This is a genomic window from Microbulbifer agarilyticus (assembly GCF_019800665.1).
Taxonomy (GTDB): Bacteria; Pseudomonadota; Gammaproteobacteria; order Pseudomonadales; family Cellvibrionaceae; genus Microbulbifer; species Microbulbifer agarilyticus_C.
In genome coordinates this window covers 137176-160887 of sequence record NZ_JAHVKO010000004.1, presented here as the reverse complement: position 1 = coordinate 160887, position 23712 = coordinate 137176, and the positions used below count along the sequence as shown (strand labels likewise).

The following is a 23712-nucleotide window of genomic DNA, read 5'->3' as shown; positions in this document are numbered from 1 at the left end:
CCCAGTATGTCCCGCTTCAGTGCCATCCGCGCAACCGTCAAAAGTGCGATCCGCGCAAACTCTATAAAAGTACCGCAACCATATCGCCCGGTAGCATGGCTTGTTTCCTTCCTGCTTACAGGATTACTGAGTGCCTGCGTCGGTCTCGCGCCGCTGCCAGAGACACCCCGTGCCGACATGGACAGCATGCGTGCGGATGTGGAATTTCTGGCAGACGACCGTCTGCGGGGGCGGGAAACCGGTTCTGCTGGTTATCAGCAGGCAGCAGATTATGTGGCAGACCGATTTGCCAAGCTCGGGCTGACTTCCATCACCGGTGATGACTACTTCCAGCAGGTGCCCCTGCGTAAAGCGCTTTGGGGGGAAGGTGCGGCAACACTGGTGCTACATAGCCGTGAAGGTGACATTACCTTTGACCTGGGGGCGGATTTTCTCGGTTCCCCATCCACGGCACATCGGGACAGTGCGACGACCGCTGCCCTGATGTTTGTTGGCTACGGTATCGATGCGCCCGCCTATGGCATCGACGACTATGCCGGGCTGGATGTGCAGGGAAAAATAGTCGTATACCTCTCTGGTCGCCCCCAGTACCTGCCGAATGAGGTGGGTGCCCACTTCGCTTCCAACCGCACCAAACAGCAGACGGCCGCGCGTCGTGGAGCAGTCGGCACCATTAGCCTGAATACGCCCATGCGCGAGCTGCGCCGCGCGTTTGCCGCTTCTGCCAAGCATGTGCAGGACCCGCGCTGGGACTGGCTGCGTGCCGACGGCACGCCCGGTAACAGCATCGAGCGCCTGCAACCGGGCGTCATGCTCGATATCCCGGCTGCCAAGCAATTATTTATGGGCGCCACGCGCAGTCTCGATACCATCTTCACCGAAATTGAGAACGGCCTGGTACCGCAGGGATTTGCCCTGCCGTATACCGCCACCCTCACCAGCAGCGCCAAGCACCAGCGTATCTCCAGCCCGAACGTGGTCGGACTGCTGCCGGGGCGCGACCCCAAGCTCAAACACGAGTACATCATCTTTTCTGCGCACCTGGATCACATTGGCATTGAGCCCGGCTCGGGGCTTATTAACAACGGCGCACAGGATAATGCCGCCGGCATCGCCGTGATGTTGGAAGTGGCACGGCTGTTTGCTGCCGCGGACCGCGCGCCCAGACGTTCGATTCTGTTTGTGGCGGTAACTGCGGAAGAAGAGGGTCTGCTCGGCTCCGACTACTTTGCCCAGCACCCGCCGGTTGCCCCCAAGTCCATGGTGGCCAACATCAACCTCGACATGCCGATGTTGCTGTATCCGTTCCGCGATGTAATCGCCTTCGGTGCCGAGCATTCGAGCCTGGGTAAAACCGCCGCCCGCGCGGCCCGCCACACAGGTCTCAAGCTCAGCCCAGACCCCATGCCCGAGCAGGTCATCTTTGTGCGCAGCGACCATTACAGTTTCGTACGCCAGGGCATCCCGGCGATTTACCTGATCACCGGCCGCGAGCCTATCGACGGCGAGGTCGACGGGGCGCGCGCGCAGATCCAGTTCCTGCGTAATCACTATCACAGTCCCAGCGACAAGGCGGATGCAGGGGTCAACTACGTTGCGGCGCAGCAGTTTGCGGAAGTCAATTATGCAATCGCGCGCAAGGTGGCGGATTCCGCGCAGAAACCGCACTGGAATCGCGGTGATTTTTTTGGCGAGTTGTTTGCTAAAGAGTAAGAAACAAGTTTTGATTAAAATGTGAGCAATACTTGCCTGTAATGACATGTAATAGCTATTTGGGACCTACTTACCAGATTTCGTGATAGCCTTGCCGACCGCTGGCGGAGCATTCGTCCAGCGAACGATACAAAAACAATATTGTTAAGGCTTCATCATGTTCAAAAAAATTACTTTAGTGGCGGCAATTGCGGGTCTCGGGCTGGTATCTGGTTGTGCGAGCATCCTCAGTGACAGTAATTACCCTGTAACCATCAACAGCAACCCGGCGGGTGCCAACTTTGTTGTTGTGAATGAAGCTGGCTTCGATGTTCACACCGGCGTTACTCCAGACACCATCACCCTGTCTGCCTCTGACGGCTTCTTCTCCTCCGCGAGCTATGTGGTGAAGTTCCAGATGGCCGGTTTCGAAGAGCAGAGCTTCCAGTTGAGCGCCGGTATGGACGGCTGGTACATCGGTAACATCCTGTTCGGCGGTCTGATCGGTATGCTGATTGTTGACCCGGCCACTGGCGCTATGTGGAAGCTGCCGGAATCCGCCAACGTTTCCCTGGCTCCTGTAACTGCGGCTACCGGTCTTGAGACCCTGTCCATCGCTTCCGTTCACCAGTTGACTGACGAAGCCAAAGCGCAGCTGATTCCGCTGAACTAATTTCGTTTCCTAAACACACCAATAATAATTTTGGGGTTATCTATGAAAGTACTCTCTCGTGTAGTTTTGATGTTAACCGTGGTTGCGTTTGCTGGTTGTGCAAGCGTCAGCAAAATGCCGTTGAACGACAAAGTTGCCGCAATCGATACTTCTGAGAAAAGTATCCTGGTGGCGAAGCTATCTATTCGTAACGACAACAAGCCCAGCCATCAGCCGAACCTGCTTGCTGTATTCGTAAACCAGAACGAAAAAGACTATTCCTTTACCAAACCTACCCTGATCGCAGATCTGGATAAGGGCGGTAAGGAGTACTTTATCAGCATGGACGTGGCCCCCGGTAAGGCAACCATTAAGCTGGCCCGTTTCATGCGTCAGGTTCCGTTGTTGATCAATGCAATGGCCGACCTGCCGTTTGAATACGAAATCGACGTGCCGGCGAATGAAGTGGTATACGTTGGTAACATCACCGCCACCATCAAGCCGCGCGAAGGCGATGCTCCACGCGCTGGTGCAGTTATTCCGCTGATCGACCAGGCGGTAGCGGGCTTCTCCAACGGTACCTTCGAAGTCAGCATTACCGATAACTACGATGCGGATATGGAAGCCCTGAAGGCGAAATATCCGTACATTGCCAGCCAGGCCATTGCCAAGAACCTGCTGCCTGCGTGGACTCACCCAGAGCAGCGTGGCGAAGCGCCAACCATTCTGGCGGAAAAGACCGAGGAGTAATCCCGGTTTTTGGTAGGGCGGAGTGAAGGCTTGAGCCGTTGCCCCGTGTACGACCGCAAAGCGAGTCTCTCAAGAGGCTCGCTTTTTTTATGCCGTTAATTCGCCCCGTCGCAAACCCATTACCGCAAAACGCACACCGGTAGGCACAACACTTGCACCTGTGAGACTATCGAGAAGTAGTACAAATAATGTGCCTGTACTGACAGGGAAGAAGATCCTGAATAGGAAAAAATAATGAAAAAAGCCTTTGTAATCAGCACACTCCTGCTGGCAATAGCAGGATGTGAACAGAAAGTAGAAAGCCCGCAGCCCCAGACAGCGGCGCTAAAATCCGGGATCAACCTGGAAAATATGGATACCAGCGTGCGCCCGGGCGATGACTTTAACGCCTATGTGAACGGCAACTGGCTTGCGAATACCGAGATCCCCGCCGACAAGGCCACTTACGGTAGTTTCCATATCCTGCGCGACCAGGCACAAGAGCATGTGCGAAAAATTATCGAAGAGTCTGCGGCAGCCAGTCATGAGGATGGTAGCGACCAGCAGAAGGTGGGTGGCCTGTACCGCTCATTTATGGATCTGGAAACGCGCAATGCGCTTGGGGCGCAGCCGCTCATCGAAAGTTTCGCACGCATTGATGAAGTGTCTAGCCATGCGGAGCTCGCTGTCTATTTTGCCCAGGCTAATAAGCTGGGACACGACCTGCCTTTTACCGTCGGCCAGTACGCGGACTTTAAGGATCCTAATGTATACATGATTTACGCCTGGCAGGGTGGCCTGGGTATGCCGGATCGTGAGTACTACTTCAAAGAGGGCGAGAAGTCGGAGCAGGTGCGCGCCGCCTATCTGGAGCATATCGCCAAAATGTTGACGCTCACCGGCATCAGCAGTGAAGAATCCAGTGGTCAAGTCGCACAGCACATTTACGATCTCGAATTGACGCTCGCCGCGCAACACATGAAGAAGGAAAAGACCCGGGACATGGTTGCGCTGTACAACCCGGTGGCATTGGCTGAGTTGCCGGAATTGATGCCCAATTTTAACTGGCAGGGGTTTGTGGCCACGGCAGGTATTACTGAGCTGGAAAATCTGGTGGTGACCCAGCTCGATTATATGCGAGAACTGGATGCCATTATCAGCGAGACCAGTATCGACGCCTGGAAGCCTTACCTGAAGTGGAGCGCTGCACGCCATGCCGCGCCTTATCTCGATGAGGCCATCTATGCCCAGCATTTTGACTTTAACAGTCGCACTTTGCACGGTGTGGAAGAGCCGCGCCAGCTATGGCGTCGTGGCGTGAACCTCGTGAACGAGCACCTGGGTGAAGTTGTCGGCAAGGTATACGTAAAAGAGCACTTCCCGCCGGAAGCCAAAGCGCGTATGCAGGAACTGGTTGCCAACCTGATCAAAGCCTATGAGGTTAGTATCAAGGAACTCGACTGGATGGGCGAAGCGACCAAGCAGGAAGCCCTCGACAAGCTTTCCAAGTTCACCCCGAAAATCGGCTACCCGGATAAATGGCGAGACTATTCTGCACTTACTATCAGTGGTGACGATCTGTATGGCAATATGCAGCGGTCCGCACTGTTCAACTACGCCGAAATGCTGGAGAAACAAAAAGGGCCGGTTGCCAAGCATGAGTGGGCCATGACGCCCCAGACGGTAAACGCATACTACAACCCACCTTTAAACGAAATTGTATTTCCCGCCGCAATTTTGCAGCCACCATTTTTCAATATGGAAGCGGATGATGCCGTGAATTACGGCGGTATTGGCGCAGTGATCGGCCACGAAATCGGCCATGGCTTCGATGATTCCGGTAGCACCTTCGACGGTAACGGTGTACTGCGCAACTGGTGGACGGAAGAAGATAAATCCGAATTCAAAGCCCGCACTGCACAGCTGATTGATCAGTACAGTGCTTTCGCACCCTTTGACGATCTCCATATTAACGGCGAGTTTACCCTCGGTGAGAACATCGGTGATCTGGGTGGTCTGAGTATTGGGCTCCTTGCGTATCAAATGTCCCTTGATGGAAAAGAAGCGCCGGTGCTCGATGGATTTACCGGTGAGCAGCGTGTGTTCCTGGGTTATGGGCAGATTTTCCAGGGTAAATATCGTGAAGAGGCAATGCGCAACCTGATTAACACAGATCCCCATGCACCGTCCGAGTTTCGCATCAACGGTGCTGTGCGCAACGTGCCGGAGTTTTATAGTGCGTTTGGTGTCAAGGAAGGCGATGCCCTTTACCTCGACCCGGAGCAGCGTGTGAAAATCTGGTAATTTTTTGGCTGTATTGGTCGGTTAATGCGGGGTTCTGCCCACATTAACCTTCAAATAAAAAGCGAACCATATTTCTGGTTCGCTTTTTTCATATATCGAATACAAATTCCGACAATAAATTTATGCCGACATTAGTGGCTATGCCTGATCTCAAAAAGCATAACCATCGTGGCTATTCTTCAAAGCATAAAAAGTAGCCTGTACATAATCGGTATCGTCACCGCTGTTGTTCTGGTTATACACCCCAGCCTTAAAGTATTGATACTGATCATCGACGTCGTAGCCACTGCTGCTCACATCCACCACTTGTACCACATCGTCTTTTCCTTCCCGGATGATGGTCACAGTAAGCGTATTACTGACCACCTTAATCTCATAACTGAATAACTCATCCAGTGCGATCCCGTCTTCAGGATTTACTGCGTCGTTAGCGCGGCTACCGATCATTTCGAACCACATATCCTCGCCCCCTTTTATTTCATGGGCGATATAGATGGCACCTTTGGTGTTTTGCGGAAGTTTGCGGTAATAAAGCCGCACCGGTTCATCGTCGTTGGCATGGATCTGGCCGACGATAACGCGGCCGATCTGATATGCCTCACCGGTGGTAGTGACATGATTTACTGCGAGTGTTGCACGCAATGTGCCGTCGACGCCACCTGCGGCGTTACGTGCACTCTCTGGCGCTGAACCGAAAACCCAGTTGTTCTTATTTACACCCTGGGTTTTTATGCTGGTATCGCCCCGGCGCAGCATCTCCCGTAGTTCCGTGCGGGTATAGGAGGTATTCGTGGAAGTTTTGAACCCGGCAACTGGGCAGCGAAACACCATGCCGCCATCGTCCCCGGTAAAGAAATAGTCGCTATTACCGTATCCACTACTCAGTTCATTTTCGCTAATGGTGTCGGACTTTCCGTTGCCATCGTTGTCACTTGGTACGCTGAGATACCAGTCGGCGAGATCAAAATTGCTGGAGGGTGGTAAGAGGGGGTCTAGATTACCGTATGGGGTGGAATCGGCACCGGAGCTGCCACCAGAACTGCTCGAGCTACTGGAACCGCCGCTGGAACTAGAGCTTGAACTGGAACTTGAACTCGAAGAGCTGGTGTTATTGCTACCGGTATCTCCGCCACCACTACAACCAGTCAATACAAGTAAGAAGATCGACAGACCAAGGAATTGCTTCCAAACAGCACGAAGAATCCTTAACGACATTTTGTATCGGCCTCTGGTCTTCCCAAAATGAAAAAGCCCGGAGCGGCGGGGAAGTGGCTCTCACCTGCTCCGGGAAGCTTCTGCTGGGCGGCCGTTCGATGCTTGGGGCGGGCCGCCCATTTCACGCGATTTAGAAAGGCTGCTTTGGATTAGTTGTGAGACTGTTCCAACGCGTAGAAGGTAGCCTGTACGTAATCGCTGCCATTGCCGGTGTTGTTCTGGTTGTACACACCGGCTTTGAAGTACTGGTACTGGTCGGCAACGTCATAACCACTGTTGCTCATATCCACCACCTGTACCACGTCTGCCTTGCCTTCGCGGGAGACAGTCACGGTCAGGGTATTACCGACAACCTTCACTTCGTAGCTCCATTTTTCACCCAGTGCGATACCGTCGGCAGGATCGGAAGCGCTGCTGGAGCGGCTACCAATCATGTCGTACCAGCTGTCGCTGCCGCCGTTCGGTTCGTGTGCCATATACACGGAGCCTTTGCTGTGGCCGGGCAGTTTGCGGTAGTAGAGACGCAGGGGCTCGTCGTTGTTGGCATGGATCTGGCCAACGATCACGCGACCAACCTGGCCACTGTCGCCGGTCGTGGTGACATGGTCGACAGACAGAGTCGCACGCAGTATGCCGTCAACACCACCGGCCGCATCACGCGCTTCTTGCGGTGCAGAACCGAACACCCAGTTGTTGGCGTTTACACCCTGGGTGGCAATACTGGTATCGCCGCGACGCAGCATTTCACGCAGCTCGGTGCGGGTGTACGAGGTGCTGGTTGAGGTTTTGTAGCCGTCAATCGGGCAACGGAACACCATGCCGCCATCCGCTGCGGTATAGAAGTAAGTACCGTCGGCGTAGCCAGCATTCAGTTCATTTTCCTTGATGGAATCCGCTTTGCCATCACCGTTGTTGTCGGTCGGTACACTCAGATACCAGGCACTTAGGTCAAAGTTGCTGGACGGGGGCAGGTTCGGGTCCAGACCGCCACCGGAGCCGGAGCCACCGCTGCTGCCACCGGAACTGCTGGAGCTTGAAGAGCTGGAGCTGGACGAGCCGCCACCAGAACTGCTGGAGCTACCACCGCCAGCACAGCCGATCACATCGATTTCCAGAATACTGTTCCAATTGTTCTTGGTATTCCCGCTACCAGTGACACGAACGTAGCGCGCGCTGGTGTCGGCCAGGTCATAGCGTTCCATATCGGCAGTGGTACCGCTCGACTGGCCACCAGAGAGCACGACGGTCCAGTTGCTATTGTCCGTTGAAGTTTCTACTTCGAAGAAGCTACTGCGCTGATTGCCCTTGTACCAGGCAATATCAATCGCTTCCACGGTTTGCGCCGCGCCGAGGTCCAGTGTGATCCACTTGATACCTTGCGAGGACCAGCGAGATTGCGTGGCAAAGCTACCGTCGAGCACGTTTTCCGGTCCGTTACCGTCATTGGTGCCATCATCGGTCGCCGCCATAACTCGCAGGTTGCTGCCGGAGGTGCAGCTATCACCACCGGAACTGGAAGAGCTGCTAGAAGAGCTGGAGGAGCTGGATCCTGAGCCGAGATTCTCCAGAGCAAAGTCATCGAAACGACCTTCGGCGCCGTTATAGGTACCGAAAACGGTGATGCTGCTGGCACTACCGGAATTGAACTCCACAGACACCGGCTGCCAGTCGGAATTACTCGCGCTGGTATCGAAAGTGCTACCGCTTACTTGCGCACCTAAAGTACCAGCCCCGCGTACATAGGCGGTTAACCGATAGTTGGTATTGGATACCACCGGAACATCCTGTTCCACGCGGCCGCCACTACCAGAAATTTTTGCAGACTTTGTCCCGCTATTGGCCACGCTGGAAATGGCAGAAGGATCGATGTCGGTCCAGCTTTCGAAACTGCTTTCGAAGCCGGGGTTGAGAATGGATGCATTGGCACTGGCAATACAGGTCGACAGCACTGCGGCATAACTGAGTTTCATCGCTAAAGATGTTGGTTTCATGTGACCCTCATTATATGTTTTTGTAGGGTTTTCGATTTTGCAGCGTAAAACCACCGCTGCGTCGTTTACCGAATTTTCTAACCACGGTAATGGCCCCGGTTGTGTCCGATGCGATCTACTGCGTGTGGGAAAATAGCGAAAAAGAGCGGTAAATCTGGTCAACGCATACAGCCGGCGGTGTAAAACCGCCGACTGTAAAATCACTACCGTATTCCAGTAGCTTTTTGTACTCGTCCTAAATTAGAACTTCGCACGTACGCCCAGTACGTAACGGCGGTCCGTTTCCATAATCTGGAAAGCGGTACCGTTTGAACCGGTGTTGATGGTGGGTTCTGCAGTCAGGTTAGTGATGTTCGCGATAACGGTGATGTCATCGGTCACATCGTAGCTAGCAGAGAGGTCCAGTTGCGAAAGGTCTTCGCGGTAGTTGTTACCCAGGGTTGGGTCGTCAGAACCTGCGCCCAGTACGAGTTCGCCCAATGGCAAGACACGCTTGGTTTGCGCCTCGTCGAGGAAGCGATCGCGGTAGGTGTAAGCCAGGCGAATCCCGAGGCCTTCATACTCGTAGTAGAACTGCGTATTGAAGGTGTTCTTGGAAATGTCTTCCAGCGGCGTACCGTTCGGGTCTTCACTATCCGCATAGGTGTAGTTAGCACTCATACCCAGGCCAGACCAGCGACCGGGCAGGAAGTCGAAGGCTTGCTGGTAACCCAGTTCCAGGCCCTGAATCTTGCCGTTTTCACCGTTGGTGATGAAGTCGGTGAGAATACCCATGTCAGAAATAGGTGTGTTCTCGTTGGCGTACTGAATACCATCCGCCTGCCACAGGCAGATCTTGTCGAAGTCAGAGGTGTTGGTCAGAGTGCTGACAACTTCCGGCTGGTTTTCACACTCAAATGTCTGAGTCAGGAAAGACTCAACATCCTTGTAGAACAGGGTTGCGGAGACCATGTTGCTGTCCCAGTAATGCTCTGCAGCAAGGTCGTACTGGGTTGCACGGTAAGGTTCCAGCTCCGGGTTACCGCGGCTGGCAGCGATGTACGCGTCGCGATAGTTGTAGGCCGGGCTCAGCTCGTTGAAGTCCGCGCGGCGCATTACCTTGGCGGCGGCGAAGCGCAGCTGGGTATCGTCGGTCAGGCTCCAGGTAACGTTCAGGCTAGGCAGGAAGTCGTCATAGTTCGCGCCATCGGAAACAATTTCACCCTCTTGATAGGCGCTGGAACTGATGTCGGTTGATACATAGCGTCCTCCGACGATCGCACGCACATCGCCGAAGTCGAGGTTTGCCTGAATATAAGCCGCGGATGTTTCTTCGTTGACTTCGGAGTAGCTGCCTTCCTGGTACTCGAGGTTGTCCGCAAGGCTACCGCTGATTTCCATATTGGTGCCGGCCAGCAGTTGCTGCACGATGTCAAAGGTCGCCTGCTGGTTCTGCAACAGGCCCACATCGTACGCGGTCACTTTGGCCAGGTCATAGGCGCCGCTGCGACCGGTGTGTTCGAACGCATCGCCACTGAAATCGTAGTTTTTGATCACGTCCGGGAATTGGGCGGCGATGTCTTCCATCCAGATGATGTCGGGATTACCGTCCGCATCTTCCAGGTTTTTGAAGATGTTGGTGATACGGAACTGATAGCGATTCTGTTCGAAATCGCGGGACGTCACACGCACACCACTCTTGACCGACGATACCCAATCCAGACCAAACGGCTCGGCATACTCTACGTCGAACTTAAACGCGGTCTCTTCATTATTGATGTAAGTACGGGTGTCTTCGTAGCGGCGGAACGCTTGGTTTTGCTGATCGGTAAATACATAGCCGTCGGCAAAATCAATCGTCGGTGCACTGTTGTTGCTGTTCTCGAAGGTCACCGGAACCAGCCACTTGTTTTCGCCCTCGGCACCTTGCCCTTCCAGTGCACGGTCAATACCGCGGAAGCGGAATTCGGAAAAGGGGGTGTAGCTGTCGGCTTCAGCGTAGGAAAATTCGCCGCTTACTGTCAGCTTGTCGGTGAAGTCCCACTCGCCACCGAATGCATGGCTGAACGAGTCACTATTGCGGAAGCTGGAGCCTGCGGTTTGCAATGGCTGAACTTCATCGTACATAAAGTTTTGCAACTGACCGTTTGCGTCCTCGTAGGTTTCACCAGGAATTACGGTCGGGGTGTCGAGGATATGCAGTAGGGAGAAGGTCTCCTGGCTGCCAGCGCGTTCAACGGAATTCAGGTCCAGATAAAATTGGCCCTGTTCAGAGGCGGGTGCCCACTGGAAAGAAAGGTTGATTGCGGTGCGCTCGCGTTCTTCGGTACGCGGGTTGAAGGTGTGCTCGCGGCCGTATACGTAGTTGCCGCTCGGGGTATTTTGCGCGGGCGCCAGACCTTCTACCTCACCTACCTGCAACTGCAAGAGGGATTCGTCGCGACGCAGCTCGCGATCCTGATAAGACAGGGACGCAATAGCGCCGAAGGTGCCGGCGTCGCCAAGATCCCAGGTGTTGCCTACCCCTGAGCTCATGATGGGTGCCAGGTTATCAGCTTTATCGGCGTATTCGCCCTGTACCGATACCGCGGCGAGAGGGCCGTCCAAGTCCAGCGGGCGCGCCATTTTCAGGCTGATGGTGCCGCCCAGCGCGCCTTCGGTCATATCCGGGGTCGGTGACTTGATTACTTCCACTTTTTCCAGGAAGGCGGCGGGGAAGTCCTGGAAGTCGATTCCGCTACGGCTGTCGCCGAGAACGGAACGTCCATTTACTTCTACACGGTTCTGGGTAAGACCGCGAATAGAAACTTCAGAGCCCACACCAAAGTCGCGGTTAATGGAAACACCAGTAACGCGTTGCAGGGCTTCTGCGATGTTGTTATCGGGGAGTTTACCGATGTCTTCTGCCACTACGGCATCGACTACTCGTGCGTCGTCGCGTTTGGCATCGGCGGCGGCTTCCATGCTGTGACGGATGCCGGTTGCTACCACCTCTTCCATCACGGTGGACTCATCCGATTGGGCAAACGTCATTGGCACAAATGCCATGGCGGAGGCGGAGAGCATCAGCACGCTGAGGTCCCGTACAGCGCTCTGCTTATCAAACTTCTTATAGTTATCCATCTAACAGTTTCCTCTCATTGTAAGAACGATTTTATTTTTATTAGCTCGCAGCAGACGGAGTTAAACCAATTCATAAAAACCTGTCAATCACATTGGTTTTTATATTGGTCATACAGATTTTGTTAGATTTAACTTAAATGTTTGTTTTATATCTATTTTTTTGGTTTTAGTGGGCGTAAAGATAAATGCGATTTATTTATCACTTTGTGATGTGTCTCTTTGAAGTATCAAGAGGTCAAACCAATTTGGTTGATAGATGTGCCGTGTGTATGAGGTGGATATACGCATTTGGGAAATCTACAGGCATAAAAAAAAGCGGCTAAAAAGCCGCTTTTTCGAGCACGGAAACCGCAAAATATTTATGCGGGGTCCGCCTCAGTAACAGGCATTGCCGGCATCGCACTTTGCGCGATGATGGCGCCGCGATGTTGGATGACGATGCTGGCCAGTTTGTGCCCGCAGAGGGCGGCCTCTTCGGCACTGCTACCGCCGAGACGGCTGGCAAGGTAGCCCGCATTAAATGAGTCGCCCGCGGCAGTTGTATCGACCGGTGTGACCTTGTTCGCGGGAACCAGCTTTGGATCGCGATGTGGCTGTACGATCAGGCAGCCCTCGGCGCCCAACTTCAACACTACTTCACCGACCCCATATTCCTGGAAGCGCGCCAGGGCGGCATCGGTGTCGCTATCGGCGAACAACAGCTGTTCATCTTCAAACGTCGGCAGGGCAATATCCGTCAAGCGCAGTACCTGTTCATACGCCTTGCGTGTGAGCGTCTCGCTACCCCACAGCCGCGGCCGGTAATTACCGTCAAAAATGACCTGCCCACCACCCTGGCGGAATTCCGCCAGAAATTCGAACAGGCACTCGCGGCCATATGGGGAAAGAATCGCAAGGGAAATACCGGAGAGGTATACCGCATCGAAGCCTTTCAGCTCTGCAAAGAGTTGCTTGGCAGCCTGTGGATTATCCAGCAGCCGCTTGGCCGGTGCGCGATCTCGCCAGTAGTGGAAAGTACGCTCACCGCTGGCGTCGGTCTCGATCAGGTAAAGCCCGGGCGTACCGTTCGCCTCGCGCTTTACCAGTTCGCAACCGATCCCTTCGGCTTGCCACTGGCGGACCATCCAATCACTCAGGTGATCGTCACCGAGCGCTGTCACATATTCGACGCTGGCGCCGAGCCTGGACATATACAAGGCTGTATTTAGCGTGTCGCCACCAAAAGCGAGCCCCGCGCTTAGGCGCGACTCACTGTGATGGCTGCGACAATCGTCGCCGAGGTTCATTTCGAGCATACACTCGCCGATGACCGCTATGCGCTTGTGCATGGTGTTCCGCCTGTTTACCGCAATACTCTATTCGACTGTTCTTCCCGCTTAGGAGAAGAACAGGCCACCGTTGATGTCGATGTTGGTACCGGTGATGAAAGAAGCTTCGTCAGACGCCAGGTAGGCAACTGCGTCAGCAACTTCCGGTGCTTTACCTTCACGCTTCAGCGGAGTGGCATTGGCAACGTTGGTACGTACGGCATCTTTGGTGAAGACGTCGTGGAAGGTCGTGCTGATCATACCCGGGCACAGAGAGTTAACGCGAATGTTCTGCGGACCCAGCTCTTTCGCCATAGCGCGGGTGAAGGTCATTACCGCACCTTTGGAAGTAGCGTAGGCAGAAGCACCGGGGCCACCGCCGTCACGGCCAGCCTGGGACGCCAGGTTTACGATAGCGCCGCCGTCCATGTGCGGAACAACCGCTTTGGTCAGCAGGAAGGTGCTGTTCAGGTTCAGCGCGATCACTTTATTGAAGAAGTCTTCGTCCATTTCGCCGAGGGTCTTACGCTCAACCAGACCGCCAGCAACGTTTACCAGAACGTCGATATTGGAGCCGTAAGCTTCCTGTGCTGCAGCAACCACTGCGTCAACATCCGCCTGCTTGGTCATATCGCCTTGTGCGATGATGGCTTCGCCACCGGCCGCTTTGATTTCGGCCAGGGTTTCCTCTGCAGTCTGGCTATTGCTGAAGTAGTTCACGACTACTTTCGCGCCCTCTGCTGCCAGCTTCAAAGACACCGCCTTGCCGATGTCTCGTGCCCCACCGCTGACGATGGCTACTTTGCCTTGAAGTTTCATAATTACTCCTAACTGTATTTTTTTCGTCCGAATAGTTTTCGAAGAGTGATCAACGTTTGTCTTAGCTCGCTGCTTCAGCGAGTTGCTTCTTTTCCTGCTTGCTGCGTACCGGCCCGATACGCCCCCCAACAAACAGGACAGAAATCAACATCAGCGGCACCAGTGATGCGCCGAGAATGAAGAAGGGTGGGTAATAGGTGCCATCGTTGGTGATGATCGGAACCATCTGGATGGCAGTGATTACACTGATAACACCGACCGCGCCGCTGATACCGGCGAGGCTGGCTACGCTCTTGCCAGAGAAGTAGTCGCTTGGCAGTGTCTGGATATTGTTGATCGCTGCCTGGAAACCAAACAGGATCACGGTGATCAGCGCGAGTGCTGCTGCGGGTGTTGCTGCAACGGTGGTTGCCAGCAGTGCAGGCAACATGCAACAGCCACCTAGAACCACGGCGAACTTACGGGATTTATTTACGCTCCAGCCGCTGCTGATCAGCTTGCCGGACAGCCAGCCGCCAAAGATCGCACCAGCCGCGGCACCGCAGTAAGGGATCCACGCGGAAGCACCGATCGCCTTCACGTCAAAACCGAATTTGTCGTTCAGGTACAGTGGCAGCCAGGCCACGAACAGCCACCAAATTGGCTCGATAAAGAAACGTGCGGAAATAACGCTCCAGCTCTGACGGTGAGACAGCAGCTCGCGCAGTGTCGGCACATACTCGTCTTCATCTTTCTCAGGAGCAATTTGTCCGGAAAGGATCAGCTCACGTTCTTCTTGGGTAATCCAGGGGTGCGCGTCTGGACCACTCTTGTAAATAATCATCCAGGGCACCAGCCAGATGAAGCCGAGCAGCGCCACGACAACAAAAGTCGCCTGCCAGCCAAGGAACGCATACAGGAAGGCAACCAGCGGCGGCGCAATGATGCTACCGGCGGAAGCGCCTGCACCGAAAATACCCTGCGCCAGCGCACGCTCTTTGGCCGGGAACCATTCGGCGTTGGCCTTGGTTGCGCCCGGCCAGTTACCGGCCTCACCGAAACCAAGCAGCGTACGGAAAATGCTGAAGGACGCCACGGAAGTCGCCAGTGCATGCATGGCAATTGCCACTGACCACACGATAATGGAAAGCATAAAACCGAGACGTGTACCGATCGCATCAAAGACGCGACCAAATACGGCCTGACCGATTGCGTAGGCAATCAGGAACACACTCATGATGTTCGCGTAGTCGTGGCTGTCCATACCGAGGTCATCGGCAATGCCGGGCCACATAACGGAAAGCGCGGTGCGGTCGATGTAGTTAATAATGGTGGCTAGTGCCACCAGGGACACAATGGTCCAGCGTAAGTTCTTCATTATTATTATCCTGATTAGTTATTCAGAAAATCTTCCCGGTAAGGGCTGAAGGTGTCGAGCAATACACCGGCTTTTTTACACACAGCACCGTGTTCCAGGTGCGGTGCGATGTAAAAACTGTCTCCTGCTTTCAGCAGCTTCTTTTGGCCATCGACCTGGACCTCAAACTCACCACTTTCCACATAGCTAACCTGTGTGTGTGGGTGCTTGTGTACGTAGCCGATGCTTCCTTCCTCAAACCAAACGCGGACAATCATCAGGTTGTCATCGTGGCCGAGGATCTGCCGCTTGATGCCACCACCGAGGTCTTCGACCTCGACATCCTGGGCTTGGACAAATGCGTCAGTTGCGGGCATATCGTTCTCCGCTAAATCCGTTAGTTAGTGATTTGGAAAAGTTTGGCGCGGCCGCTAAATGCGTAGCGATTACCGCGGAATTCAAATTGGCTCTTGCGTTCACTGCTGGTCGAGGTACTGCGGTTAAACGCCAGTAGTTGGGTGCTGCCGTTCTTTCTGTCGATGGCCACTAGTTCTATTTCGCCAACTTGCTTATGCGACAGTCCCTCGATGCCACTCTCTGCCTCGAGGGTAAATTCTTTGGCCGGATTGTATTCACCGTGTGGCTCCAGCACACTCACGAACGTGTGTGCCTGCGAATTCTCGCGGCGAGCGATAAACGATTTCTCTGACCGCAAATTGAAGTCAGGATCGTTGGCACCGAGTTCGGTGAACAACAACTGGGTATCTCCGTCTACCAAACTCGACTGGGTGTAGAAGCGACCGTTGTCATTCAGCCAGGTTACCTGGGCCAGACCAGCGCTGGGCTTGGCAGTGGCTTTCAACCACAAGTGCTGATATCCGTTGTTCTTACCCAGTGCCGAAATACCATCGGTGAAGCCGCGCAGCGTGAAGTTGGTATCCACCAGCTGGCCACTGTAGTGCACGGGTAAATCAATCTGGTGGGCTTTCCCGGATGTCACCGCGAACAGGTCAATCGCATAACTGGATTGGTCATCCGGGTTGTTCACCAGCGCGAGGGTGCGGGTGAGCGTGACGCCGGGATATGCGGAGTCAATTTCTGCTGCACTGATTTTTACCTGATCATCCGCATGGAAAAACTTCAGTGTCGGGTGGTGCTGATTGGCAAATTGCAGGTTGTTGTCAAAGTGAGACGTTTCATCCAGCACAACGGTATTGTGCGCGACGGTTTGCTTTGCCCAGGTCTCATTTTCCGGCAGGTAGCGGCCGCCATTTTTCGCTTCGACATTCAGGAAGCGCGCGGCACCATAATCGGTGACAATCTCCGCGCCGCGGTCATAAAACTGCCAGCTCAATTTGTCGAAGTGACCGTGGCCCAGGCCCTGCGCAGCCGGTTTGAATACCAGTGCCTGATCGCCATTGGCCTGCTGGCGCATCACCACCAGCGCACCTTCATCGCCGTCTTTGCCGTCACGGAACGCGGTAGTTTTGAATTGATAGGGCTGCTGTTTGCCCGCGTCGAGCGCTTGCGCCACTTTCAGGCCATCGCCGGTAAGCAAAACCTGGTTTTGCTGCGCGGCAATATCGAGCAATTGCGGGTTCGCAGATTCCCCGTGGGCGATGGTCACACCGAGGACCAATTCAGAGGTGTCGATACCTTTGCTTTTAATGGCGTCGTTCAGCGGGAAGAACAGGCCGTTGTAGCTCAGCTGGATGGTGGTATCGATGGCCTTCATCACGATGCCGTCGCGGTATTCGAAAATACCCCGCTCCGGCTCGTTGTTTTCAATCGCCTTGGCGAAGGTCACAAATGGCATCAGCGCGTAGCGCTGGTAATAGGGGCCTTCGTTGTAGTAGCCGTCGGGGGAGAACAGGGTATTCAGCTGGCGCAGAAAGCCGCCCTTGCCAGCCTTATCCAGGTCCAGCAGTGCCTGTTCCACCCACTCGGGCTCATCCAGCACGTAGCCGGCCATTCCCACGCCGGCGGTTAACCAGGTGCCGTGGTTGTGCACCTTATTAAAGGTTGCCGGGGAATCTACGGACAAAAACTTAACCACTGGGCGCAGCGCGCCCTGTTCGATCTTTTCCGCCTCACTTTCATTAAGGGCCGGCCGGATCAGGTCATAGGCCTGGATGGTGTAGACCAGCCAGACCGCTTCGTTCAGGCTCTGCCAGAAAAGCTTGCCGGGGTTATCGGCACCGGGGCGGCGTTTCGGATGCAGCGGCAGTGTCGGGTACAAATCTGCATAGGCCAGCAGCATATCGCGTACGCGTTCCGCGTACTTTGGATCCTGGGTGATCTGAAAGAGCACCCCGGCGTTGTACATCAGCTGGTAGTTTTTCTTGTGCTGCTCGTGGGTATAGCCACCACCAGCGTCTGCGGGGACTGGTACAACAAAGGGTTGTTGCAGGGCCTTATCCACAGAGGATTGGGTCGACAAAAATGCGTTGCGGAAGCGCCCGGGAACCTTCACCGCACCCTGCATGGCATCGACATCGGCCGCATCGATCACCAAGTTTGGATGGGAAGCGGCACTGGCGGATAGCGGATATACGCCAAGCGCGGCCGCAGCGACCCCACCCGCCAGTGCGATGCAGGCGGCGAGGGTCTTTGGCTTGTTGAAAACGGATTGAGCAAACATGGCAATACTTCTTGGCTCTTATCAGTTTTTAGCTTCGTTATTGGCAAGAATCGCAGTGTGCGGACCTTCCGCGACCAGTTCTTTCACGTCTGGCAGCGGTGCCTTGAAAAACTGGTTATTGGCGATGCGGGTCACCGGTTCACCTACCGTGTGTTCGACAACAATGCCGGCACTACTTTCAATACGGTTGTCACGCACATCGGACACCTGCACGCCGTGCAACTTAAGTAGCGCCTTCGCTTTATTGCGCTTGCCTTGCGAGGACTCGGCGACCACGTTGTTGCTGAAATCGAGATGCGGACCGAAAGTGCTCTCATCGGTGCCACCGCGGTACAAATCAACCAGGGCACCCTGTACCTGAGTAAACGTATTACCAGTGACGGTCACATACTCGGCGTTGTAGATACCCAGGTCATCTTTCTCTTTATTCAGCTTGAGCAGATCACCGGTAATATTTTCAAAGTGATTGTTCACCAGGGTGATGGTGTCCGCGAAAGCGCGATGGCCAGAGTCGAAAAAGTGATACGAGTGGTTGATATCCAGATTTTCCACGCGGCTATTGGTCATGGAAAAGCGATAGTTTTCCAGCATGCCCCAGGGCGCGGTGCGGATCAGGATATTGCCAGCGTTGTCCGGGCTGTTTGCGCCAGAGATCACCAGGCCATCCAGTGCCAGGCTGCCGCCGTCCTGAATCTCAAACATTACCGGGCGTTCGCCGGTGATTGTCACCTTGCCCTGCCGCTTGGCCTTGATGGTCAGCGTCTTGTTCACGGACAGGCGCTTGCGCGCATTGTAGCTACCGCTTTCCAGCACCAGGGTGTCGCCATCTTCGGCGCGCTCAATAGCATCGAACAGTGCATCTTCGCCGGGGCTAACACGCGTGGTTTTACCACTATCGAACGGTGTAACCGGCTCTGATTTCGGATACCAGGATACGCCAGTCAACTCTTTGGTGGTGACTGCAAGGTCCCGACTCGCGCCTTTTCTGGCAGTGGATGTGTCCTCTGGATAGAGCAGCCCATTGGCTGCGCGGCGCAGCTTCTCCACACCGCTTTCGATACCCTGGTGAATCTTCTGGTCGACGAACCCGTTGGACACATTGTTGGCAAAGGTGATCCCGGAAATATCATCAAATACGGAGAAGGGTGATTTTCCATTCTCGTTGTAGAAAATGTTTTCGGAGATCGTTGAGTCTTGCGGTGTCGCGCTGCGTTCCTGGTCGGCGCCTGCGGCCAGGTGAATGTGCTCCACATTGATAAAGCTATTGTTTTCAATGTTCGCGTTGACCACACGGTGGTAACGGTTGATGGGAGAGTTGGGAACACCGTTCATTACGGTGAACCCGCTCCCAAATCGATAGCCTGTGAGACCTTCGAGATAATTGTTGCGCACTCGCTGGTCCGCGTTGATCACGCGGATACCGCCAGTGTGATCTACGCCATTGCCGAGAAACACGTTGCCTTCGATCAGATTGCCGTTGCCGTGACGCATGGTCAGGGTGCCACGTGATTCGAAAAAGGTGTTGTTGCGTAGAATATTTTTGCCGGATTTGACGGAGATGATTTCCACCTCGCCGTCACAGCGGTCAAAGTAATTGTTCTCGACCACCGTGAACGAATCGCTCAGGGAGTAGTGGCTGGTGCCGATGCGCAGGGTCTCGCCACCGTTGGAGCCCAAGGCTGGGCGCGGGCCGAAATAGTTGTGGTCGATCCGGTGGTGGTTTTCCTGGCTGGCTTCGCTGTTCAGCCGCACCGCCATGGTCACACCCTTGTTGCGCTTGCCGGCAAGGTGGTTGTGATCAAAGCGATTGTTCTTGCCGTAAATGCTTACCCAGTAATCCGACTCCATACGCTCTGGCTTGCTGAAGTCTTCGATCACGATTTCGGTCACCCGGGAATTATTCGCCAGGTGTTCCTTGTTGCGACGAAATGCCACCACTTCGCTGCTTGGTGTGTAGCCGTCCTTAAACACCAGCCCCGATACCACCAGATGTTCACCGGCGAGGCGCAGGTTCGACTGGCCACTAATGAAGACCTTGCCTTTTTCCTGCGCGGTCAGGGTAATTGGATTCCCCTCTTCGCCATTTCCGGTGAACAGGATTTCAAAATCACTCCAAACACCATTCGCCAGTACTACGGTATCCCCGGCTTCGAGATTTTTAGCCACTTTGGCGTACGCCGCTTGGTCGTGTACCAGGAATTCCTCAGCGGACGCCTGAACACAAAACAGGGATGCCTGCCCGCAAGTCAGCAGTGCGGCGGCCAGCAGTGGTTTGATTCCTGAAGCTCTCATGATCACCTGTTTTGTTTTTCTGGGTTTGGTCGGCCGCAATTTCTATGTCCAGTTGCACCAACGAAGTGCGTTTGCCGGGATCGCGGGGTTATTATGGGGCCAGACTAAATTGGTAAAAAATAATTGTCAACCAATCGGGTTAACCAGTTGTTGTCAGAATTTTGTGCGGTTTTGGTGCGTTCCGCAGGATATTTCGGAAAGATGCACAAAAAGTGTTCAGGGGTCAGTCCAAAATGTGAAGTTTTTCTGAAAATTGGTTGACTGGGGTGTAGGCGGGTGAGAATTTGTGCATGCCAGATCGCGGGCAGCCCACCCAAAAGAGGTTGTTACTGGTCGATAGGCTGATAAAAAAAACCGCGAGATGAGCGATGAAGAAGGCGCCATAACAGGGCGCCCTTGTTACTATCAACGAACGCAGACATCCTTGGGGGTAATCATGCGTGATAATAATAAAGACGCGAGAGATGTAATGGCTAACGAGAAAAATTTTAAAAAGTCGCTTCTTGTAAGCGCTATCGCCGCAGTTACCTATGTGGGTTATGCAGGTGCTGTTCACGGTCAGGAAGCAGCATCTTCTGACCAGGCTCTGGAAGAAGTAGTGGTTACCGGTTCCCGCGCCACAATCCAGTCCACCATCGACATCAAGCGCAACTCTGTAACAATCGTAGACGGCCTGTCCGCCACCGAAATCGGTGAGCTGCCGGCACTGTCTATCGGTGAAGCACTGGAATCTGTTACCGGTGCCTCTTCTCACCGCGAAAACGGTGGTGCAACCGAAATCTCCATCCGTGGTATGGGCCCTTACCTGAGTGCTACTACCTTTAATGGCCGCGCTGCCACCAACGGTAGTGGTGACCGCTCAGTAAACTTTTCCCAGTTCCCTTCTGAACTGATGCAAAAAGTTGCCATTCGCAAGACCCAGGACGCCAGCCTGATTGAAGGTGGTGTAGCGGGTCTGATCGAACTGGAAACTCTGAAGCCGCTGGAATACGGCGAGCAGCGTATCCAGATCGATGCCAAAGCGAACATCAACCCGAACCAGTCCAACATCGATGACCCGATGGCCGGCGATACCGGCTTCCGCGGTACCGCGAGCTATGTAGACCAGTTTGAATTCGATAACGGCATGGCATTCGGTGTTTCTCTGGGCTTCCAGAGCAGCGATATTTCCCAGCCTGAATCTGAAATGCGCTCTTCCAGCCCTACCGGTTCTTCTCGTTGGGCATGTCTGAATGACCCTAGCGTAACGAACGAAGGTTACTACCGCGACAGTTCCGGTGATTGTGAAGACCAGAATGGAGATGGTGCATACGACCACGACGGTGATGGCGACTTCTCCGAAAGCAATATGGGTTATCGCACCGAGGTCAATCCAGAAACTGGTCGAGCATACAGTGATGGCATTCCCTATGCCTTCGCGACTAGCTCCAACGGTTACCGTCAGAACGATACCCGGGATGAGCGTGATTCCGTTTTCGTTGCGCTGCAGTTCCAGCCCAATGACAAAACCGACATCAACTTTGATCTTCAGCAGTCTGAGCGTGTGCAGTCTGAACAGCGTCACGATCTGAACTTCAATAATATGAAGCGTGTTACTGCTGGCGTTACTGCAGATTCACTGGTGGTTACCGACAGCGGTACCGTGCTGAACTGGGAAGGTGACACCGGAATCGAGTCCAACAGTGAAACTTACGAGCGCGCGGAAGATTATTTGGGTTATGGCCTTAACGTTTCCTATGCGTTTAGCGATAACCTGACCGTATCTGCAGATTACTCTTTCTCTGAGACTACCCGTACCGAAAACCAGATCCTGCTGCGCACCCAGTCGGACAGTCGTGATATCTACGGTGAATCCACCAGCGGTTCTCGGGCGCGTGTTCAGTGGGACATGGATTCCGAGATCCGTCAGTACACTATCACTGATTTTGATGTTAACGATCATTCCTTATTCTCAGACGAGTATCGGGTGCGTATCGATAACGATGTGGACCGTCGTAACACCAACGAAGCCTTCCGCACGGATTTCGACCTGCGACTCGACGGCGAATTTGTTACCGCGGTGCGTGGTGGACTGCGTTTTTCCGAGCTGGAATACGTAGACCTGGGTAGCGCGCGTGATACTTATGAAATTGATCGCGACGACGATGATCCCGTTGTAGAAGCGGCAGATCAGGCAGCATTGCTTGCCATTAACGAGGCATGCTCGATTGCATCCTTCCCTGAAAGTGACTTCCTAAACAGTGAAAGTGACGGTAGCCTGATCACGATGGTTGATGAGGATGGTAACGTTACTGGCACCGCGAACGAGTGGGCCACTTTCGATACCAAGTGTGTTGCGGACATGGTCCTGTCCCATCTTGGTGAAGATTTTGCTTACCCGGAGCTGGAAGAGAAAAGTGCGAGTGTTACTGACGTCACTGAGACCACTACTGCTGCCTACGTAATGGCTGACTTCAGTAGTGCTCTGGCGGGTACGCCTATCAACGGTAACTTTGGTGTGCGTATCGTGCAGACTGAAGTGGAATCCGTTGGCTACCGAACGCCATACACTATTACCATGAACACTGATGGTACCTACTCCATGGACACCATTGATGGTGCTGATCTGGAGCGCGTAAGTGCCGGTGGTGACTACACCGAAGTGCTGCCTAGCCTGAATGTGGTAGCAGATGTAGCTGAAGATGTGCTGGTGCGTGGTGCGGTTTATCGTGGCCTGTCCCGTCCGGATCCATCCGATCTGGGATATAAGCGAACTTTTGATACCAATGGCTCCGACGACATCCTCGACGTTGCAGACCTGCTCGATGGTGTGGAAGGTGACGGTAACCCAGACATGAAGCCGCTGACTTCCTGGAACTTCGATACTGCTATCGAGTGGTACCCGAACGAAGACACCATGCTGGCGTTCGGTGTTTATCACAAGCGCTTCCAGGGTGGATTTGAAACTGCACAGGTAGTAGAGACTTTTGAAGTCGATGGAGAAACTCTGGCTGCAGATTTCTTTATTACTCGTACTGATGACGAGACTAGCACTCTGACTGGTTTCGAAGTGACTGGTACTCACCGTTTCTCTTACCTGCCGGGTTACTGGAGTGGTCTGGGTGTGAAGGCGAGTTACAACTACGCCGATTCCAACTTCGAATTCGAAGACAGCAACTACGGTGATTCCGTGGTGCTGGATCAGAGCGGCAACGTTGTCTCCGAGAATATCGGTATTCTGGAGCCGGGTAACATCCCAGGCTTCTCCGAAAACGTATTCTCCGGTCAGCTGTACTACCAGATCGGCGATTTCGACACCAGCCTGATCTATAAGTACCGCAGCGAGTACTTCCAGCCTTACACCAGCAATGGCACGCGTCTGCGTTTCGTTGGCGACGTAGGTGTATGGGAAGCGAAGGCGTCTTACCAGCTGACCGACAATGTGAAGTTGAGCCTCGAAGCCATCAACCTGTTTGATGAGCCGAAGAAGCAGTACTTCTACACCCGCGATAACCTGGGTGAGCTGAATAGCTACGGACCGCGTGTATTCCTTGGCCTGAAAGCCAAGTTCTAAGCGCTATCCAAGGCATAGGAAGCCTGCGGTCTAATACCCCGGTAGAGGGCTGCAGGTTTCGGTTTGTTTGATTGGTTGT

The 23712-nt window shown here is 54.1% G+C and carries 14 protein-coding genes; 5 read left to right on the top strand and 9 right to left on the bottom strand.

Annotated features, from left to right (window positions below; translation table 11 throughout):
* Positions 1-6 precede the first annotated feature (6 nt).
* The 4 genes from KUV22_RS10060 to KUV22_RS10045 all read left to right on the top strand — a co-directional run bounded on the left by KUV22_RS10060 (position 7) and on the right by KUV22_RS10045 (position 5377).
* On the top strand, positions 7-1713 hold the full coding sequence (locus KUV22_RS10060) for a M28 family metallopeptidase (protein ID WP_261319371.1): 1707 nt from the start codon (positions 7-9) through the stop codon (positions 1711-1713).
* 157 nt (positions 1714-1870) lie between these two features.
* Positions 1871-2365, top strand: coding sequence for a hypothetical protein (locus KUV22_RS10055; RefSeq protein WP_222230746.1), 495 nt, complete (start codon positions 1871-1873; stop codon positions 2363-2365).
* Between the two features lie 42 nt (positions 2366-2407).
* A complete protein-coding gene (locus KUV22_RS10050; protein ID WP_222230743.1) occupies positions 2408-3094 on the top strand; it encodes a hypothetical protein in 687 nt (228 codons plus the stop codon).
* A gap of 234 nt (positions 3095-3328) precedes the next feature.
* On the top strand, positions 3329-5377 hold the full coding sequence (locus tag KUV22_RS10045) for a M13 family metallopeptidase (RefSeq protein ID WP_261319370.1): 2049 nt from the start codon (positions 3329-3331) through the stop codon (positions 5375-5377).
* A gap of 150 nt (positions 5378-5527) precedes the next feature.
* Here the strand turns inward: KUV22_RS10045 and KUV22_RS10040 are convergent, their stop codons facing one another.
* The 9 genes from KUV22_RS10040 to KUV22_RS10000 all read right to left on the bottom strand — a co-directional run bounded on the left by KUV22_RS10040 (position 5528) and on the right by KUV22_RS10000 (position 20080).
* Entirely contained in the window at positions 5528-6592 is a 1065-nt protein-coding gene (locus KUV22_RS10040; protein ID WP_222230741.1) for a polysaccharide lyase family 7 protein, read from the bottom strand.
* Positions 6593-6741: 149 nt separating this feature from the next.
* Complete coding sequence (locus KUV22_RS10035; protein WP_261319369.1) at positions 6742-8583, bottom strand: polysaccharide lyase family 7 protein; 1842 nt, start codon at positions 8581-8583, stop codon at positions 6742-6744.
* A 240-nt stretch (positions 8584-8823) separates the two neighbouring features.
* Complete coding sequence (locus tag KUV22_RS10030) at positions 8824-11685, bottom strand: TonB-dependent receptor (RefSeq protein WP_222230738.1); 2862 nt, start codon at positions 11683-11685, stop codon at positions 8824-8826.
* A gap of 359 nt (positions 11686-12044) precedes the next feature.
* Positions 12045-13013 carry a sugar kinase gene (locus tag KUV22_RS10025; protein ID WP_222230737.1) on the bottom strand — a complete coding sequence of 323 codons (969 nt, stop codon included), beginning with the start codon at positions 13011-13013 and terminating at the stop codon, positions 12045-12047.
* 48 nt (positions 13014-13061) lie between these two features.
* Complete coding sequence (locus KUV22_RS10020) at positions 13062-13811, bottom strand: SDR family NAD(P)-dependent oxidoreductase (RefSeq protein WP_077399226.1); 750 nt, start codon at positions 13809-13811, stop codon at positions 13062-13064.
* A 61-nt stretch (positions 13812-13872) separates the two neighbouring features.
* Positions 13873-15168, bottom strand: a complete 1296-nt coding sequence (locus tag KUV22_RS10015; RefSeq protein WP_261319368.1) for an MFS transporter — start codon at positions 15166-15168, stop codon at positions 13873-13875.
* Between the two features lie 14 nt (positions 15169-15182).
* Positions 15183-15524, bottom strand: a complete 342-nt coding sequence (locus KUV22_RS10010) for a cupin domain-containing protein (RefSeq protein ID WP_222230735.1) — start codon at positions 15522-15524, stop codon at positions 15183-15185.
* A 20-nt stretch (positions 15525-15544) separates the two neighbouring features.
* Positions 15545-17788 (bottom strand): alginate lyase family protein, encoded by a 2244-nt coding sequence (locus KUV22_RS10005; protein ID WP_222230733.1) that lies wholly within the window; start codon positions 17786-17788, stop codon positions 15545-15547.
* A 21-nt stretch (positions 17789-17809) separates the two neighbouring features.
* Entirely contained in the window at positions 17810-20080 is a 2271-nt protein-coding gene (locus KUV22_RS10000) for a chondroitinase-B domain-containing protein (RefSeq protein WP_261319367.1), read from the bottom strand.
* 436 nt (positions 20081-20516) lie between these two features.
* Here KUV22_RS10000 and KUV22_RS09995 point away from each other — a divergent pair, with 436 nt between their 5' ends.
* Entirely contained in the window at positions 20517-23633 is a 3117-nt protein-coding gene (locus KUV22_RS09995) for a TonB-dependent receptor (RefSeq protein WP_261319366.1), read from the top strand.
* Positions 23634-23712 lie beyond the last annotated feature (79 nt).

Coding starts and splice junctions, on each gene's coding strand:
- KUV22_RS10060 (WP_261319371.1), top strand. CDS start 7: ATGTCCCGCTTCAGTGCCATCCGCGCAACCGTCAAAAGTGCGATCCGC.
- KUV22_RS10055 (WP_222230746.1), top strand. CDS start 1,871: ATGTTCAAAAAAATTACTTTAGTGGCGGCAATTGCGGGTCTCGGGCTG.
- KUV22_RS10050 (WP_222230743.1), top strand. CDS start 2,408: ATGAAAGTACTCTCTCGTGTAGTTTTGATGTTAACCGTGGTTGCGTTT.
- KUV22_RS10045 (WP_261319370.1), top strand. CDS start 3,329: ATGAAAAAAGCCTTTGTAATCAGCACACTCCTGCTGGCAATAGCAGGA.
- KUV22_RS10040 (WP_222230741.1), bottom strand. CDS start 6,592: ATGTCGTTAAGGATTCTTCGTGCTGTTTGGAAGCAATTCCTTGGTCTG.
- KUV22_RS10035 (WP_261319369.1), bottom strand. CDS start 8,583: ATGAAACCAACATCTTTAGCGATGAAACTCAGTTATGCCGCAGTGCTG.
- KUV22_RS10030 (WP_222230738.1), bottom strand. CDS start 11,685: ATGGATAACTATAAGAAGTTTGATAAGCAGAGCGCTGTACGGGACCTC.
- KUV22_RS10025 (WP_222230737.1), bottom strand. CDS start 13,013: ATGCACAAGCGCATAGCGGTCATCGGCGAGTGTATGCTCGAAATGAAC.
- KUV22_RS10020 (WP_077399226.1), bottom strand. CDS start 13,811: ATGAAACTTCAAGGCAAAGTAGCCATCGTCAGCGGTGGGGCACGAGAC.
- KUV22_RS10015 (WP_261319368.1), bottom strand. CDS start 15,168: ATGAAGAACTTACGCTGGACCATTGTGTCCCTGGTGGCACTAGCCACC.
- KUV22_RS10010 (WP_222230735.1), bottom strand. CDS start 15,524: ATGCCCGCAACTGACGCATTTGTCCAAGCCCAGGATGTCGAGGTCGAA.
- KUV22_RS10005 (WP_222230733.1), bottom strand. CDS start 17,788: ATGTTTGCTCAATCCGTTTTCAACAAGCCAAAGACCCTCGCCGCCTGC.
- KUV22_RS10000 (WP_261319367.1), bottom strand. CDS start 20,080: ATGAGAGCTTCAGGAATCAAACCACTGCTGGCCGCCGCACTGCTGACT.
- KUV22_RS09995 (WP_261319366.1), top strand. CDS start 20,517: ATGCGTGATAATAATAAAGACGCGAGAGATGTAATGGCTAACGAGAAA.